Source organism: Ruegeria sp. C11 (genome assembly GCF_056537725.1).
In genome coordinates, this window is sequence record NZ_JBQFSB010000002.1 from 52,919 (window position 1) to 69,844 (window position 16,926).

At 55.0% G+C, this 16,926-nt stretch carries 17 protein-coding genes; 10 read left to right on the forward strand and 7 right to left on the reverse strand.

The genetic code is table 11. From position 1 onward, the window contains the following. Positions 1-84: 84 nt before the first annotated feature. From ACR0NA_RS03570 to ACR0NA_RS03585, 4 genes are all read right to left on the reverse strand, one after another. Positions 85-1,125 carry a sensor histidine kinase gene (locus ACR0NA_RS03570; protein WP_480726119.1) on the reverse strand — a complete coding sequence of 347 codons (1,041 nt, stop codon included), beginning with the start codon at positions 1,123-1,125 and terminating at the stop codon, positions 85-87. A gap of 93 nt (positions 1,126-1,218) precedes the next feature. Next, entirely contained in the window at positions 1,219-1,743 is a 525-nt protein-coding gene (locus ACR0NA_RS03575) for a gamma carbonic anhydrase family protein (RefSeq protein ID WP_480726121.1), read from the reverse strand. Further along, the gene (gmk, locus tag ACR0NA_RS03580; protein WP_480726123.1) at positions 1,740-2,381 is read right to left on the reverse strand and encodes a guanylate kinase; all 642 of its coding nucleotides are present in this window, start codon (positions 2,379-2,381) and stop codon (positions 1,740-1,742) included. Before gmk ends, ACR0NA_RS03575 begins: the two co-directional genes overlap by 4 nt. Positions 2,382-2,399: 18 nt before the next feature. Further along, positions 2,400-3,290: a YicC/YloC family endoribonuclease gene (locus ACR0NA_RS03585; protein WP_480726125.1), complete on the reverse strand. Its 891-nt coding sequence runs from the start codon at positions 3,288-3,290 to the stop codon at positions 2,400-2,402. A gap of 301 nt (positions 3,291-3,591) precedes the next feature. Here ACR0NA_RS03585 and ACR0NA_RS03590 point away from each other — a divergent pair, with 301 nt between their 5' ends. After that, positions 3,592-4,215, forward strand: coding sequence for a PAS domain-containing protein (locus ACR0NA_RS03590; RefSeq protein ID WP_480726127.1), 624 nt, complete (start codon positions 3,592-3,594; stop codon positions 4,213-4,215). Between the two features lie 82 nt (positions 4,216-4,297). Here ACR0NA_RS03590 and ACR0NA_RS03595 read toward each other — a convergent pair whose 3' ends face one another. Further along, a complete protein-coding gene (locus tag ACR0NA_RS03595; RefSeq protein ID WP_170655575.1) occupies positions 4,298-5,668 on the reverse strand; it encodes a class II 3-deoxy-7-phosphoheptulonate synthase in 1,371 nt (456 codons plus the stop codon). A 168-nt stretch (positions 5,669-5,836) separates the two neighbouring features. On the opposite strand from ACR0NA_RS03595, the gene ACR0NA_RS03600 reads away from it, so the two are divergent. After that, positions 5,837-6,841 carry a GlxA family transcriptional regulator gene (locus ACR0NA_RS03600; RefSeq protein WP_170655577.1) on the forward strand — a complete coding sequence of 335 codons (1,005 nt, stop codon included), beginning with the start codon at positions 5,837-5,839 and terminating at the stop codon, positions 6,839-6,841. A 32-nt stretch (positions 6,842-6,873) separates the two neighbouring features. Here ACR0NA_RS03600 and ACR0NA_RS03605 read toward each other — a convergent pair whose 3' ends face one another. Next, positions 6,874-7,965 (reverse strand): PQQ-dependent sugar dehydrogenase, encoded by a 1,092-nt coding sequence (locus ACR0NA_RS03605; RefSeq protein WP_480726130.1) that lies wholly within the window; start codon positions 7,963-7,965, stop codon positions 6,874-6,876. A gap of 166 nt (positions 7,966-8,131) precedes the next feature. Here ACR0NA_RS03605 and ACR0NA_RS03610 point away from each other — a divergent pair, with 166 nt between their 5' ends. From ACR0NA_RS03610 to ACR0NA_RS03645, 8 genes are all read left to right on the forward strand, one after another. After that, complete coding sequence (locus ACR0NA_RS03610) at positions 8,132-9,316, forward strand: ABC transporter substrate-binding protein (protein WP_480726133.1); 1,185 nt, start codon at positions 8,132-8,134, stop codon at positions 9,314-9,316. 135 nt (positions 9,317-9,451) lie between these two features. Next, a complete protein-coding gene (locus tag ACR0NA_RS03615; RefSeq protein WP_170655583.1) occupies positions 9,452-10,240 on the forward strand; it encodes an ABC transporter ATP-binding protein in 789 nt (262 codons plus the stop codon). Further along, a complete protein-coding gene (locus ACR0NA_RS03620) occupies positions 10,237-11,067 on the forward strand; it encodes an ABC transporter ATP-binding protein (protein ID WP_480726135.1) in 831 nt (276 codons plus the stop codon). Before ACR0NA_RS03615 ends, ACR0NA_RS03620 begins: the two co-directional genes overlap by 4 nt. 319 nt (positions 11,068-11,386) lie before the next feature. Continuing rightward, complete coding sequence (locus ACR0NA_RS03625) at positions 11,387-11,710, forward strand: hypothetical protein (protein WP_480726136.1); 324 nt, start codon at positions 11,387-11,389, stop codon at positions 11,708-11,710. A 266-nt stretch (positions 11,711-11,976) separates the two neighbouring features. Beyond that, the gene (locus ACR0NA_RS03630) at positions 11,977-12,327 is read left to right on the forward strand and encodes a hypothetical protein (RefSeq protein ID WP_480726138.1); all 351 of its coding nucleotides are present in this window, start codon (positions 11,977-11,979) and stop codon (positions 12,325-12,327) included. A gap of 118 nt (positions 12,328-12,445) precedes the next feature. Next, positions 12,446-13,456 carry a branched-chain amino acid ABC transporter permease gene (locus ACR0NA_RS03635; protein WP_480449499.1) on the forward strand — a complete coding sequence of 337 codons (1,011 nt, stop codon included), beginning with the start codon at positions 12,446-12,448 and terminating at the stop codon, positions 13,454-13,456. After that, positions 13,453-14,757 (forward strand): branched-chain amino acid ABC transporter permease, encoded by a 1,305-nt coding sequence (locus ACR0NA_RS03640; protein WP_480449497.1) that lies wholly within the window; start codon positions 13,453-13,455, stop codon positions 14,755-14,757. The genes ACR0NA_RS03635 and ACR0NA_RS03640 overlap by 4 nt, the downstream gene beginning before the upstream one ends. A gap of 51 nt (positions 14,758-14,808) precedes the next feature. Then, positions 14,809-15,201, forward strand: coding sequence for a hypothetical protein (locus tag ACR0NA_RS03645; RefSeq protein WP_480726140.1), 393 nt, complete (start codon positions 14,809-14,811; stop codon positions 15,199-15,201). A 47-nt stretch (positions 15,202-15,248) separates the two neighbouring features. On the opposite strand, the gene ACR0NA_RS03650 is transcribed toward ACR0NA_RS03645, so the two are convergent. After that, entirely contained in the window at positions 15,249-16,796 is a 1,548-nt protein-coding gene (locus tag ACR0NA_RS03650) for a helicase HerA-like domain-containing protein (protein ID WP_480726142.1), read from the reverse strand. Between the last annotated feature and the right edge of the window lie 130 nt (positions 16,797-16,926).

A 16,926-nucleotide genomic window follows, 5' to 3' on the forward strand; every position in this document is an offset into this window, starting at 1 on the left:
CGGATGGCCTGACGCAAAGCTGTTATGCGCAGGGAGCATTACTGAGCTGCGGGCCATATACACTGGCGAGTAGCCGCGCATTGATCAGTGGGGCAGAATAACCGTAAATGTCGTGCCCTGCCCCAGCTCGCTGTGGACCCTCAGACGTCCCCGGTGGCGATTGACGATGTGTTTCACAATCGCAAGGCCCAATCCCGTGCCGCCAAGTTGGCGCGATCGGTGGCTGTCCGCACGGTAAAACCGCTCTGTTAGCCTTGGCAGATGTACTGCATCGATGCCGGGTCCATTATCCGTGACTTTTACCCGGACGGACGGTCCGCGCACGGCTGTGTCCCGTTCCTCCAAAGTCAGGTCGATGTCGACTTTGCTGCCGCCATACTTGATACCGTTTTCAATCAGGTTCGTAAAAACCTGCCGCAACTGATCCCGGTCACCTGTCACGGACACGGGATCGTCAGGCGCGTGAAGCGTTAGTTCGACGCCAGCGCTGTCAGCCAATGGCCGAAGTGTGTCCAAGGTTGATTCGAGTTGCCCTATCAGATTGACCTGTTCCGTTGGGCGCACTCTTTCTTCGCTTTCGACCCGGTTCAGGGACAGAAGATCACCGACCAGCCGATTCATTCGGTTGGCCTCGTCCGTCATGATCTGCAAAAATCGGTCCCGCGCCTCGGCGTCTTCGCGGGCCGGTCCCTGCAATGTTTCGATGAACCCCATCAGCGCGGTCAGAGGTGTGCGGAGTTCGTGACTGACATTTGCGACGAAATCCCGCCGCATCTGACTGGCCTGTTCCAGATGTGTCACATCCACAAAACTGGTCAGGACAGCCCCGCCCCCGACAGCACCGATACCGTTGATATAACGGCACTGAACCTCAAACGTCGTGTCCTGAGCACCGTCGTTGGACAAATGATTGGTTTTGGACGGGCTCTTGGTTTTTAGACTTTGTTCAATTGCCTCGATCACCTGCGGTTGCCGCAAGATCGTGGCAAAGTGGCGGCCCGTGATCTGAGGGCCCAGCAATGAAAATGCGTCTGCATTTGCCGCAATGATCCGTTCGGACTGATCCACCAGCACTGCGGCCGCCGGAACCGCCGAAAGAAATTCACTTAGCAGATCGTCAGACATGATGTGCCTCGAAAGGAACCGGATTTATCGGATGGGTAGCCTTGTTTTGCAAAACTCTTGTTGCAGCGCCGCAAAACAAATCCACCAAATCACTTAAGAAACTGGCTTAAGCGTATCGCGAAACTTACGCATGTTCTCTTGGTAATGCAGTGCGCTCCAGGTGATCTTTTGCGCCGCCGCTTCATCAAGCTGCCGCACAACTTTGCCCGGAGACCCCATTACCAGAGAATTGTCCGGGATTTCCTTGTTTTCCGTAATCAGCGCGCCAGCACCAATCAGGCAGTTTTTTCCAATCTTGGCGCCGTTCAGAACAATGGCCCCCATGCCAATCAACGTGTTCTCACCGATTGTGCAACCGTGCAGCATGACCTTGTGGCCAATGGTGCAATTCTTGCCGATGGTAAGGGGGTATCCTGCGTCGATATGCATGACGCAGTTCTCTTGAACGTTGCTGCCTGCACCTATCCGTATTTCCTCGTGATCGGCGCGGATCGTGCAGCCGAACCAGACCGAAGACCCTTCTTCCATCACGACCTTGCCGATCAGATTGGCATCGGGCGCAACCCAGGTGTCGCTGTGGACCTGTGGCGCGAATTCTCCCAAAGCATAAAGGGTCATGGCAATTCCTCAAATTCGGACTGCAGCGTACGTACGTGTGATTGCAGATTGGGTTGCTGAATACGTCGCATACGTTCTGCGCTGACAATGGTTTTCAGCTTTTCTTCGGTCTCATCCAGATCATCGTTGATCAGAACATAGTCATAGTAACCCCAGTGGCTGATCTCATCCCAGCTTTTGAGCATTCGCTTGGCAATCACATCCTCGCTGTCCTGCCCCCGGTTTTCCAGCCTGCGGCGCAGCTCGCGGATTGATGGCGGCAGGATGAATATCGACAGGGCGTGCTTGCCAAGGTCTGAATTTCGAATCTGAACTTCGCCCTGCCAATCCACGTCAAACAGAACGTCCTGACCATTGACGATGGTTTCCCGCACCGGCCCTGCCGGAGAGCCGTAGAAATTCCCAAAAACATGGGCATGTTCAAGCATCTGGCCCTGCGTGACTTGCTGCCTGAATTCGTCCTCTGTCAGAAAATAGTACTCACGCCCGTGCTCCTCACCCGGCCTTGGCGCGCGCGTGGTGGCGGATACCGAAAACTTCAGCCCGTCGTCCCACTGCATGAGCCGCCTGGCAAGCGTGGATTTGCCGGCGCCAGAGGGCGAAGACAGAATGATCAGTAGACCTCGACGATCAGCCATGTCGAATTGTTCCCGTTTTTATTCCACGTTTTGCACTTGTTCGCGCATCTGATCGATGACCGCCTTCAGTTCAAGCCCAACTGACGTCAGTTCCGGACTCTGCGATTTCGAACACAGCGTATTTACTTCGCGGTTGAACTCCTGCATCAGAAAGTCCAGTTTGCGGCCAACTGGCCCGTCACCTTTCATCAGGTCCCGGGCCGCGCCGATATGGGCAGTCAACCGGTCGATTTCTTCGGTTACATCCATCTTGACCGCAATCAGGGCCATTTCCTGAGCGATGCGATCCGGGTCGGCACCATCGGTATTTTCCATGACCCGTGCAAGATTTGCATGCAATGTTTCGTGCATCTTGCCCTTGCGCCGTTCGGCCAGATCCGCAGCCTGCCCTGTCAGTTTTTCAACCTGATCCAGCTGACCTGTGATGACCTTGGCCATCGCCGCGCCTTCGGTTTCCCTCATCTCAAGAAACGCCTCAAGCAGCGGCGCAAAGCCACCTTTCAGGCATTCAACTAGGGGGGCTGAGTCGTCAGCCTCAACACTTGCATCCATCATGCCCCGCAAGGCCAGCAGATCAGAGGCCTTCGACGGCGCCAGCGCAATTCCCCGCGCGGCGGCCATTTCTTCGGTTTTGGCCAATGCATCCAGTGCCGCAGACAAGGCAGTCGGGTTCAGCTTGAGGTCTGCAGTGTCCTCCTGACGTGTGACGCGGAGTGACAGCGTCACATTTCCACGGCTCAATGCCTTGGACAGTTCAGCCCGCAAAGCGGTTTCCAACCCGGTCAACCAATCGGGCACGCGCAGGCGCATATCCAGCCCCTTGCCGTTCACGCTTCGCAACTCCCAACTCCAGCTGTGCAGGCCAAACTCACCCTTGTCTGAGGCGAACCCGGTCATGGATCTGATCATGTCTGCCCTTTCCTGTCGGTTGATGCGTCCAGCGCGGTTGACGCACCTAATGCCATCCAACGACAGAGGGCAAGTACTTGCTGTTGCCTGCCCTTGATCTCAGCAAGTTAACCATTCGTTAAAGAATTGATCCAAAATTGAATAAACCTGTGCAAATCTGACCGTCACAGTGAACGTGTTACGAAACTGCGTTCCAGCATAGCGGCCTGCAAAATAACTGCGGGCCTTTGACGTGAAGGTAACGAGGATGAAGTCTGTTTTTGGGAAAAGCCCCGGATCGAGGGTTGGGGAAGTCGTTGCAATGGACCGTTTCCGTAGTGGGCGCAGCCTGTCCCCAATACGTCAGGCGGAAGGCTACTGGACAGCTCTGCTGGATGGGGATGGCGTTCCCAAAAGGTCTCGGGTCGATCCCCGTGGTCTAGAGAACATACTCGAATACACATTCATCCTTGAACGAATCGCCCCCGGCATTGCCCGGTTTCGTCTGGCAGGGCACCATCTGAGCGCACTGGCGGGTATGGAAGTGCGTGGGATGGCACTATCAGCCTTATTCGAAGCTTCCGCCCGCGAAGAGGTGTCACAGACAATCGAACGGGTTTTCTGCGAACCTGCAATTGCCGAGCTCCAACTTTCCGCGTCTGGCGGGATTGGATGCCCCCGGCTGGAAGGTCGGATGATCCTGCTGCCCCTCAGAAGTGATCTTGGGGAGGTTAGCCGCATTCTTGGTGTGTTAATCAGTGACGACCCCGTCGGGACGACACCCAGTCAATTTGAAATCTGCGCCAATCGGGTGCGGGAAGTCGCAGGCATTCGGGGTTCCAACACCGCTCACAAGGAACCCGCAATGGAATTTGCGGAAGATCAGAATGAATTTGACCACCCGGCGCGACATTTGCGTCTGGTTGTATCAAACAAGCCCGATTAGGCCCCGATTAGGCGATGGGCGCGAAATGAAAACGGCGGGACAAATGGCCCGCCGTTATCGGTGTTTTTGAATGGATCGGCGTTCAGCCGGCTGCGCGCTTGTTTCGGTCCCGGCGCAGATTTGTAAGTTCTTCGGCCACGAGGAAAGCAAGTTCCAGCGATTGGGTGGCGTTCAGACGTGGATCACAGGCCGTGTGGTAACGGTCGGACAGGTCTTCCTCGGTCACGGCACGTACACCACCGGTGCATTCGGTAACATCCAGGCCGGTCATTTCAAAATGAACACCTCCCGGAACCGTTCCTTCGGCCTGGTGAACACCAAAAAAGTCGCGAACCTCACGCAGAACCGACTCGAACGGTCTGGTTTTGTAGCCCGTGGCTGATTTGATCGTGTTGCCGTGCATCGGGTCGCAGACCCAGGTGACATTGGCACCCTCTTCCTTGACGGCCTTGATCAGACGCGGCAGATGTTCACCTGCCTTACCTGCACCGAAACGCGCAATCAGGGTCAGGCGACCCTCTTCGTTTTCCGGGTTCAGTTTGGACATCAGAACCTTGAGGTCCTCAGCGGTCGTTGTCGGGCCGCATTTTAAGCCGATTGGGTTTTGAACGCCCCGGCAGAATTCGACATGCGCGCCATCGGGCTGACGTGTGCGATCTCCAATCCAGATCATGTGACCCGAACCCGCCAGCCACTTGCCAGAGGTTGAATCCAGACGTGTCAGCGCCTCTTCGTATTCCAGAAGCAGGCTTTCATGGCTGGTGTAGAACTCGACCGTCGAAAACTCGTGAGTGGTATCAGCGGTGATTCCCGCCGCGCCCATGAAGTCGATGGTGTCCTGAATACGATCGGCAATTTCCGAATATTTCTGAACATCCTGCTCATCGGTGAAACCCAACGTCCAGGAGTGCACTCTGCTCATATCCGCGAAGCCACCGGTGGAAAACGCACGCAGCAAGTTCAGCGTAGCGGCAGCCTGTGTGTAGGCCTGCAACATCTTTCCGGGGTTCGGAATGCGCGCTTCGGGTGTGAACGCAAGTTCGTTGATTATGTCGCCGCGATAGCTGGGCAGCTCCACGCCGTCCACAACCTCGGTCGGCGCGCTGCGCGGCTTGGCGAATTGTCCGGCCATACGGCCCACCTTTACCACCGGCACCTTGGCGCCGTAGGTCAGGACCATCGCCATCTGCAGCATTACTTTGAACGTGTCACGGATCGCATCTGCGCTGAATTGTTCGAAACTTTCCGCGCAATCTCCGCCCTGAAGCAGGAAGGCCTCGCCGCGACCGGCGGCACCGAGATGTTGCTTGAGGCGCCGCGCCTCGCCTGCAAAGACCAGCGGCGGATACTGGGAAAGCTGCGCCTCGACTTTGGCCAGTGCGGCCGCATCGGTATAGTCAGGCATCTGAACCCGCGGCTTGTTGCGCCAGTTCGATTTTTGCCATTCGGTCATAGCTTGGATCTCCGCTGAAGTATTTCAGGTGGTCTCTATACAAAAAGCATTGAAGAGTGACCATATCCCAATTGCGCCTCTTGACGGCGGAAACAAGCTTTGAGCATGGTATTTGCCAACTCTGCCGTCGTTTCCGTGCCGGACGCGCCGTAATAAGGACAATCAGCCATGCAAGAGCAACGCCAAGTTGTCGAAGTGGAAATCACATCGGCCAAACCACGCCGCTTTATCTTTGTCCTGCTGGACAAATTTTCGATGCTGTCCTTTGCATCGGCTCTGGACAGTCTTCGTATTGCCAATCGCATGGCAGAAAAAGAACTGTATACTTGGCAACTCGTTGGTGAAGGTGGAGAAACCGCGAGCTGCTCGGCAGGAACTTCTTTCAATCTGGATGACGATCTAGCTGAACTACAACGCGACGATGTTGTGTTGGTGTGTGGTGGCGTCGACGTTCTGAAAGCGTCCACGAAGAAGATGCTGAACTGGTTGCGCCGAGAGGCACGCAAGGGCATTCGCATCGGTGGTTTGTGTACCGGTGCGCACACGCTGGCCAAGGCGGGCCTTCTGGAAGGTAAACGCGCAACGATTCACTGGGAAAATGCGGACAGCTTTGCCGAAGAGTTCGAGAATGTCGAACTTACCAAATCGGTGTTCCTAATCGATGGCAACCGGATGTCGACAGCTGGTGGTACATCCTCAATCGACCTGATGCTGAAACTGATCGCGGATGATTACGGCGAAGAACTTGCCAATGCGGTTGCCGACCAGATGATCTATTCCTCGATCCGAACGGATCAGGATACTCAGCGGCTGTCGACTCCGACGCGGATCGGGGTGCGTCATCCGAAGCTCAGCCAGGTCATCCAGATGATGGAAAAGAACATCGAGGAACCGATCTCGCCCTCGATTCTGGCCAAGGATGTCGGAATGTCCACACGACAGCTTGAACGACTTTTCCGCCGTTATCTGAACCGGTCACCGAAACGGTATTATATGGAATTGCGGCTGCAAAAAGCGCGGAACCTGCTGATGCAGACGGATATGAGCGTCATCAACGTGGCGCTGGCCTGTGGTTTTGCCAGCCCTTCACATTTTTCCAAGTGCTACCGGGCGCATTACAATACAACGCCCTACCGCGAGCGTGGAACACACAGCGCACGACTGTCGGTTTGATGTAACCCGACAGTCCTGAATATAGGGTGCGCCTACTTTGACAGTTTGTAGACCGCGCCCTGCCCCACAGAAATGAACCAGATCGAACCGTCGGGCGCCTCGACGATATCACGTACGCGTTCGGTCTCGGGGGATTTGATCTGCTCGACTTCGCGTAGCGGCGAGCCGGAAAGCCGGGCGATGTAGTCAAATTTCAAAGAGCCTACAAATATGTTCCCCTTCCATTTTGGCCAGAGCTTTCCGGAATACACCAGCAGTCCGGACGGCGCGATTGAGGGATCCCAGTAGAATTCAGGCTGCTCCATACCGGGTTTCGCGGTCCCTTCCCCGATCTTCGCGCCCGAATAGTGCTTTCCATAAGAAATCACCGGCCATCCGAAATTCGCGCCTTTCCGGATTAGATTGACCTCATCCCCACCTTTCGCGCCGTGTTCCGACACCCAGAGGCGGCCTTGCAGATCCAATCCCGCCCCCTGCGGGTTTCGGTGGCCAAAGGACCAGATTTCGGGCCGGATGCCAGCCTGTCCAAGAAAGGGATTACCTGCGGGCACCGAACCATCTCGATTGATTCGAATTACAGAACCGTTGTGATTGGCACGGTCCTGCGCTGATGGCCGGTCCCCACGTTCGCCAATGGTCACAAACAACGTGCCGTCGCTGGCTTCGACAATGCGCGACCCAAAATGCCGCCCTCCGGAACTGCCAGGCGCAGCTTCAAAAATTGCCCGTACATTCGTCAGCCGTTTGCCATTTTCACTTAGCCGACCGACGGCAACCGCTGTGCCGGCCCCGCCCTGCTGACGTTTGGAATAGGAAAGAAAAACCTCACGTGTTCGGGAAAAATCGCGTGGAATCATTACGTCCAGCAAACCGCCCTGCCCCGAAGCGTAAACCTTTGGAACGCCGGTCACGCGATCAGCTTTTCCCGCAGCCACACGCAGCAGATCGCCGTCTCGTTCGGTCACCAGAAAACTGCCATCGGGCAGAATTCCGATGGCCCAGGGCGTATCCAGACCACCCAAAAGCTTTGTAACCCGAACCTGTCCGACTGATGTATTGATCAGTTCGGCGACAGAAATCGCCGGGAAGAAGATCGTTAGCAGAATCACAAAATACTTAAGCATCGCATCGCGCCTTGTCGCATCAAACGCCCCAGCGGACCAAAATCAGGCCCATCAAATCAAATGAATTCCTTTGCACAAACCACTTTTTCGTTAGGACTTTCCTTTTCCGAACAGCTTGCCTAGGGTCTGGGGCAGAACGAATACGTTCCAATACGGGAGTAACCATATGAAAAAGCTGCTTACGGCCTCTGCGGCCATTGCATTGATGGCTGGCGCCGCATCCGCGGAAGACGTCAAACTTGGTATCATCTTTGGCTTCACCGGCCCAATCGAATCTCTGACCCCGCCGATGGCCGCAGCTGCGGAACTGGCGATGAAAGAAGTCGCCGACAGCGGTCTGCTGCTGGATGGCGCGTCAGTCACAGCGATCCGGGCAGACTCGACCTGCATCGATTCCGGTGCGGCCACAGCGGCGGCCGAGCGTCTGATTACGTCGGACAAGGTTGACGGTATCGTTGGTGCAGACTGCTCGGGTGTGACCGGCGCCGTGCTTTCGAACGTTGCACTGCCGAACGGCATGGTGATGATTTCGCCTTCGGCGACCTCACCTGCCTTGTCGACCGCCGAAGACAACGGCCTGTTTTTCCGCACTGCGCCATCTGATGCCCGTCAGGGTCAGATCATGACCGAAGTGCTGATGGATCAAGGCGTCAAAGAAGTCGCTCTGACCTACACCAACAACGATTACGGCAAAGGCATTGCCGACAGCTTCCAGCAGGCTTTCGAAGCGGCTGGCGGAACCGTTACCATCTCGGCCGCTCACGAAGACGGCAAAGCTGACTATTCGGCTGAAGTCGGTGCGCTGGCTGCGGCGGGCGGCGAAAAGCTGGTGATCGCTGGTTATGTCGATCAGGGTGGCTCGGGCGTTATGCGCGCGGCGCTGGATTCCGGCGCATTCGACAGCTTCCACTTCCCTGACGGTATGTACGGCGCCAAGCTGGAAAGCGATTTCGGTTCTGAAATCGACGGTTCGACCGGTCAGCTGCCGGGCACCGATAGCCCTGGTGCAGAAACCATTGTGGCGATGGGCGAAGCGAACGGCTTTGACGGAACATCGTCCTTTGTCGGCGAATCCTATGATTCAGCTGCGCTGATCTTGCTGGCCATGCAGGCCGCAGGTTCGAAAGCTCCGGCTGATTATGCTGGCAAGGTTATGGATGTGGCCAACGCGCCGGGTGAAAAGATCTATCCGGGTGAACTGGCCAAAGCTCTGCAGATCCTCAAGGATGGTGGCGTAGTCGACTATGTCGGCGCAACTGCTGTCGAACTGATCGGCCCCGGTGAATCCGCCGGTAACTATCGCGAGTACAAAATCGAAGACGGCAAGATCACGACCGTCCAGTTCCGTTGATCGACCTACTCGAATGAAATCAGGCAGCCCGGACCTTGTGTCCGGGCTGTTTCAATGACAAAAGACCGCACCTCGGTTCAGAGGTCTGGCAACACGAAAACAGAGCTGCCCTAACTAATGCAGCCAGGGGATAACATGATCGTCGTTGAGGACGTGCATAAGCACTTTGGTGGCTTTCACGCGGTGGATGGAGCTACGCTGGAAATCGCGAAAGGTTCGATCACGGGTTTGATCGGACCGAACGGGGCCGGAAAGACAACTCTTTTCAACGTGATCGCAGGGGTTCTTCCGCCAACCAGCGGCAAGGTCACGATGGATGGTGAGGACATCACCGGACTACCCCCGCACGAGTTATTTCACAAGGGGCTGCTGCGCACGTTCCAGATCGCCCACGAGTTTTCGTCGATGTCCTGCCGGGAAAACCTCATGATGGTTCCAGGCGCCCAATCCGGGGAATCGCTGTGGAATACATGGTTTGGCAGAAAGCGCATCGCTGACGAAGAACGCGCCCTTCGTGCCAAAGCCGATGAGGTGCTGGAATTTCTGACCATCGAGCATCTTGCCGACCACAAGGCCGGACAGGTTTCCGGTGGTCAAAAGAAACTGCTGGAACTTGGCCGCACCATGATGGTCGACGCCAAGATCGTGTTTCTTGACGAAGTTGGTGCCGGCGTGAACCGCACCCTGCTGATGACCATTGCCGACACGATTCTACGTCTCAACAAGGAACGCGGCTACACCTTTGTAGTTATCGAACATGACATGGATTTCATCGGCAAGATTTGTGATCCGGTGATCTGCATGGCCGAAGGCAAGGTTCTGGCCGAGGGCACGTTGGACGAAATCAAGGCCAACGAACACGTGATCGAGGCTTACCTGGGAACCGGTCTGAAAAATAAAGACAAGCTGGAGGCCGGGGCATGAGCGGCAACCCCTATCAGGACGACCACGGCAACAAGGATGCAACAATCACCAATACCGCTGGACAGGGAACCATGACGCCAGCCCATCGTGAAAGCGGTGAAACGCACTATGTCGGTGGCGGACCGTTCCTGATTGGCGACACCATGACAGGCGGTTACGGCAAGGGGCCGGATATCCTGCACGAATGCACGATTGCCGTCGACAAAGGTGAAATCGCAGTGATCGTCGGCCCCAATGGTGCCGGTAAATCCACTGCCATGAAGGCTGTGTTTGGTATGCTTGACGTTCGGTCCGGCTCTGTTCGGCTGGATGGGGAAGACATTACCAATCTGAGCCCTCAGGACCGTGTGGTTCGCGGGATGGGCTTCGTGCCTCAGACCCAGAACATATTCACCTCGATGACAGTTCAGGAAAATCTGGAAATGGGCGCGTTCATACGGCGCGACGATTTCACAGACACGATGGAGCAGGTCTTTCATCTGTTTCCGATCCTCAAGGAAAAACGAAATCAGGCAGCGGGTGAGTTGTCGGGCGGACAGCGTCAGCAGGTGGCCGTAGGCCGGGCATTGATGACCCAGCCCAAAGTGTTAATGCTTGATGAACCAACCGCAGGTGTGTCACCTATCGTGATGGACGAACTGTTCGACCGGATCATTGAGGTCAGCCGAACAGGCCTTCCGATTCTCATGGTTGAGCAAAACGCCCGGCAAGCTCTTGAGATCGCTGACAAGGGATATGTTCTTGTGCAGGGGCGCAATGCCTATACGGGAACCGGTAAGGAATTGCTCGCCGACCCGGAAGTCCGAAAGAGTTTCCTCGGCGGCTGACAGGTAGATTCCACGCGCAGCATCTGAAAATTGTCACAATTGTGGCGACCTTCACTGCCACGAATTAATATCGACACCTTCGGGCGATCAAGGCGTTGATATTAATTCGTATTTTTCGTGCATGTTTTTTTCTATCCGTTTTTCCGTATCAGAAATTCGACAATGACTGGCTGAAATTGCGCCACAATACCCCCCTATCGGGTGCGAGCCGTAAGGGAACTCTTACGGGGCTGGCGCGAAAAAAGTGTCGGCTAAGCTCTCCCCAAAACCGAGCCGCCCCCTGAGGGACCGGCTTGCCCAACACTCCGGACCAACAAAAATGAAAAAACTGACAATTGCCGCCATTCTCTGCCTTTCTGCCAACGCGTCTGTTGCGGCGGAACGTAGTTTTGTGTGCGTCTCGGATATCGACGGAACGGAATTTAACCTAACAAAAAGCGGCGATGACAGTACCGGATCCATCGCGGTGGACGGTATCGCTGGCTCGGCCCAGGTTTTTCCGGGCCTTGGTAATCTGACGTTCATGTATGTGGATGAAAGCAACGTCATGACTTTCGTCGTAAAACTTCCCGATCTGAATTACGACCTGTCCGTTCAGCGACCTCAACCCAAAAATGACAACGGTAAATGCAAGGAAGTGTGACAAGTTCACTAACCTTTAGAGTGTCATCTATCTATTTAAATTCATAGTGATGGATGGTGGAGCTAACATTTCACACGCCTTCTCAACTGCCTGTGATTGTGTGACACAATCGCTTTTTCGAAATCCGTTCCGGCATAGGTTGCAAAAGTGGAAACGCGGTCGGGCTTTCAAGGCCCACCTCGGTTTCACTTAACCTGACCATAGACAGGCGCCTGCAAGGTCGAAATTCTCGGCTTTGCACTCGCCAAAACACGGAACAGTGAACGATGAAGAACGTGATTACTCAACTTTTTGCCCTGCTTATTCCTTCGCTTGGTTTTGCCGCTGGCGGTCCATTGGATGGGGCAGATTTTGTCGTCAATTGTGTATCGGACCAGAATGGTACCTCGGTTACTCTTGCGCGCTCCGGTGGGACGGACAAGGGATTCATCATCACCGAATCCGTCAAGGGTGAAGCTACAATACTTTCCGGCATTAACTCACTGACTTTCCTTCATATTATGGGAAAGGACGTCATAACTTTCGTAGTGGATTTTGACGACCTGAGCTATGATCTGACGATCAAAGGGCCGAACGCCACAAACGATCGCGGTGCCTGCAGTGATCCGGTAAGTTGAATGCCGAATGATCAGTTTCTCAATACCGGTCCGGTAATGATGAAAAAACCGGCACAAAATGTTGTGTCTGGTACGCACACCGTGCCATAAGGCCGCACCCGGACTGTGAGAAGAACTGATGGATCTATTGAACGCGCTGGTTGCGCTTGCGAATTTTGTCCTCGTGCCGGCTGTTGCCTATGGCAGTCAGCTGGCACTTGGGGCACTTGGGGTGACGCTGATCTACGGCATCCTGCGCTTTTCCAATTTTGCCCACGGCGACACGATGGCATTCGGCGCAATGATCGCCGTACTATTGACTTGGTGGCTGCAGAGTATGGGCGTCAGCTTTGGACCCCTGCCTACGGCTTTGCTGGCCCTGCCAATGGCCATTCTTGGTTGCATCATCCTTGTTCTTGTTACGGACAGGCTGGTCTATCGGTTCTATCGAGAACAGAAAGCCAAACCGGTAATCCTGGTAATCGTTTCGATGGGTGTCATGTTCATCATGAACGGATTGGTCCGGTTCGTCATCGGACCTAACGATCAGCGGTTTGCCGACGGTGAAAGATTTCTGATTTCCGCCCGGGATTTCAAAGAGATGACTGGCCTTCGTGAAGGGCTGGCCATCAAAACTACACAAGGCCTTACGGTAGTAGTGGCCGTTATCGCCGTGGTTCTGCTGTTCTGGTTCCTGAACAAGACGCGGACCGGAAAGTCGATGCGAGCCTATTCCGACAACGAGGATCTGGCCCTGCTGTCCGGCATCAATCCTGAGCGTGTCGTGATGATCACCTGGATCATCGTGGCGGCATTGGCGACGACGGCGGGTGTCCTTTATGGCCTCGATAAAAGCTTCAAGCCGTTTGTCTATTTCCAGCTGCTCCTGCCTATCTTTGCGTCAGCCATCGTCGGCGGGCTGGGCAATCCGCTGGGTGCGATTGCGGGCGGGTTCATAATTGCCTTCTCCGAAGTCACGATCACTTACGCCTGGAAAAAAGTCATCACATACGTTGCACCGGAAAGCCTTGCGCCGTCCGGCCTCGTGCAGCTCATGTCGACGGACTACAAATTCGCGGTCAGCTTCGTGATCCTGCTGATTGTACTTTTGTTCAAGCCCACCGGGCTTTTTAAAGGAAAAGCGGTATGAACGAGACAGTCAAGAATACCCTGCTGTTCGTACTGGTCGGAGTACTCATCCTGCTGACCGGGTTCATGCAAAGCTGGAACTCGGCTGTGTTGATCCTGAATATGGGATTGATCTCGGCCATAATGGCGATCGGCGTGAACCTGCAATGGGGCTTTGCAGGTCTGTTCAACGTCGGCGTCATGGGATTTGTTGCGTTGGGCGGGTTGGCCGTTGTGCTGATCGCGGCTTCTCCGACGCCGGGAGCGTGGTCCTCTGGCGGTGTCGGTATCGTCGTCGCGTTGCTGCTTGGTGCCGCAACCGTGGTCGCCGCTGTTCTGACGGCAAAAAAGATGCCCAAGGGGCGGCTTCGCAATATTTCGATACTAGGGATTCTGGTCGTCGGTTTTGTCGTATACCGTCAGGTGTTCGACCCTAGCGTCGCTGGTGTTGAGGCGATCAATCCCGCAGCTGCCGGCAACATCGGCGGGCTTGGACTGCCTGTTTTGTTGGCGTGGCCCGCCGGTGGTCTTCTGGCCGCAGGCGCGGCATGGCTGATTGGTAAAACCGCGCTTGGGCTTCGGTCCGATTATCTTGCAATCGCTACCCTCGGTATCGCCGAGATCATCATAGCCGTTCTCAAGAACGAAGACTGGCTGGCCCGCGGTGTGAAGAACGTCATCGGCCTGCCCCGTCCTTTGCCGTATGAGATTGATCTGCAGAACTCAGCGGATTTTGTCGAGCGCGCAGCCAGTCTGGGGCTTGATCCTGTCACCGCGTCGACGCTTTACGTCAAATTCGGCTACTCAGTCCTGTTCATGATTGTTCTGCTTGTTTTGCTTTGGATGGCGCAAATGGCGCTCAAAAGCCCATGGGGCCGTATGATGCGCGCCATTCGCGACAACGAGGTCGCAGCCGAGGCCATGGGCAAGGATGTTACGCGCCGCCACCTTCAGATATTTGTCCTTGGCTCGGCGATCTGCGGCATTGCCGGAGCAATGATGACAACACTGGACGGACAGTTGACGCCGGGCACATACCAGCCGCTCCGCTTTACTTTCCTTGTATGGGTCATGGTGATTGTAGGTGGATCGGGCAACAACTTTGGCGCGGTTCTGGGTGCTATGCTGATCTGGTTCCTTTGGGTTCAGGTTGAACCAATCGGTATCTGGCTGATGCAGATCATTACCGCAGGTATGACGGATGGAAGTCCGCTGAAAGAACACCTGTTGGACAGCGCGGCGCATATGCGTTTGCTGACGATGGGGCTCATTTTGTTGCTTGTGCTCAGGTTCAGCCCCAGAGGTCTGATCCCCGAACGATAAGAGCAAACCATTCAAATTGTTGAAACTGCGCCGGGATTTCGGCGCAGTTTCTTGATGGATAGCCCAAAATTAATTAAAGAGGTTCATCGCCGAGAAACTCTTTCGGCGCAGATTGTCCGCACTCACTCACTCGCTTCTCATACGGTCTGTAACGATCACCATCTTAACCTCAGAGACGAACTGCAAACCAAAATGAAACTTGGATCAACCAAAACCACTCTTTTCCTGTCAATTCTGGCTGGACTTTCCGCATGTGTTCCTTCACCGGAAAAACTTGAATCTGAACCGGTTACTGTCCAGACGCCCAAAGGTGCTGTGACTTGTCAGTTGTACACCCGGAACACGGTAATCTGGGATCGCGCGATTGATTTCCCTGCGACCAAAATGTCTGTTGCCGAAGCGGATGCGTATTGCAAACAGGAAGGCCAACGCCTGCTTCAGTAATCTTTATGAAGACTGGTTGGAACCAGCGTATTGCAGCTGGTTCCGCCTTACCGATTTCGGAACAAACCGCCTAAAATACCGCGCACGATGCGTCGCCCTGTTGTGCCTTTAAGCTCCTTGATGACGGCCTCTGACATCGCAGATGCGAACGTGTCCTTTTTACGTGTGTACCGGGCAGAAGACCGCCCAACGCGGCTGCCACTAAATCGTCGGGCGGCAGAAAACTCCCGTTCCATGGCGGATTGCTGCTCTACGACATCGTCAGATTCGGCGCGTTCTGCCTCGCGTGCGGCCTGTTCGGCACGGGCGGTCAGGATTTCGTATGCCGACTTCCTTTCGACACGTTGATCGTACTTGCCCGACATTGCCGAGTTTGCCAGCGCCTGCTTCCTGTCGTCGGCGGTTATCGGACCCAATTGCGTACTGGGAGGCCTGATCAACGTTCGTTGCACAATCCCCGGCACCCCCTTTTTTTCGAGCATCGAGGTCACGGCTTCCCCGACACCGACCTCCCGTATTGCTTCTTCGGTTTCGAACGCCGGGTTGTCGCGATACGTTTCTGCCGCCATGCGCAGGTTTTTCCTATCCCGTGCTGTAAATGCCCGCAGAGCGTGCTGAATTCTGTTGCCTAGCTGGCCCAGAATATCTTCGGGAATGTCGGCCGGGCTTTGTGTAATAAAGTAAACCCCCACACCCTTTGAGCGGATCAGCCGGGCAACTTGTTCCACCTTGTCGACAAGTACCTTTGGGGCGTCTTCAAACAGAAGATGCGCTTCGTCAAAAAAGAACACCAGCCTTGGTTTTTCAGGGTCGCCTACCTCGGGTAGTTCTTCGAACAATTCGCTTAACAGCCACAACAGAAACGTTGCATAAAGACGAGGCGCGCCCATCAGCTTGTCCGACGCCAGAATGTTGATCATTCCATGCCCATGTTCGTCATTGCGCATCAAATCCGACAAATCCAGTGCCGGTTCGCCAAACAACTGCGTCGCGCCCTGATTTTCCAGTACCAGCAAGCACCGCTGAATCGCGCCGATCGATGCGGTTGATATGTTCCCGTAACGAAGCGACAACTGGCTGCGATTTTCTCCGACCCAGACCAAAAGCGCCTGAATGTCCTTGAGGTCAAGCAGCGGCATGCCCTCTTCATCCGCGACGCGAAACGCGATGTTCAAAATACCTTCCTGCGCTTCGCTGAGTTCCAGCAAACGAGACAGAAGCAATGGCCCCATCTCGGTCACGGTCGTGCGCACCGGGTGGCCTTGTTTCCCGAACAGATCCCAAAAGGTCACGGGACAGCTATGATACGAGAAATCGGAAAGTCCAATGGTTTCGGCGCGATCAAGAAAGGCTTGGTGAAGCTTGTGATCAACACGCCCGGATTTGGCCAGCCCCGATAAATCGCCTTTAACATCAGCAAGGAAAACCGGCACACCGGCCTTGGAAAATCCTTCAGCCAGAATTTGCAGTGTTACGGTTTTACCGGTCCCGGTTGCACCTGCGATCAAACCATGACGGTTGGCGTATTTAAGGGACAATTCCTGCGGCTGGTCATAATCTGCTCCGGCCCCGCCCAAAAAAATCTTTTCACTCATTATGGTTATGCCTCAATATTTCACGGTCCACTGCCAGCATACAAACTTAACCTTTACCTGCGATAGTCCCTTTGTCCCCTATTGGCGTTGCCGGATTTGGGGGCAGACTTCCTCCCTGTCGACTGGCTGT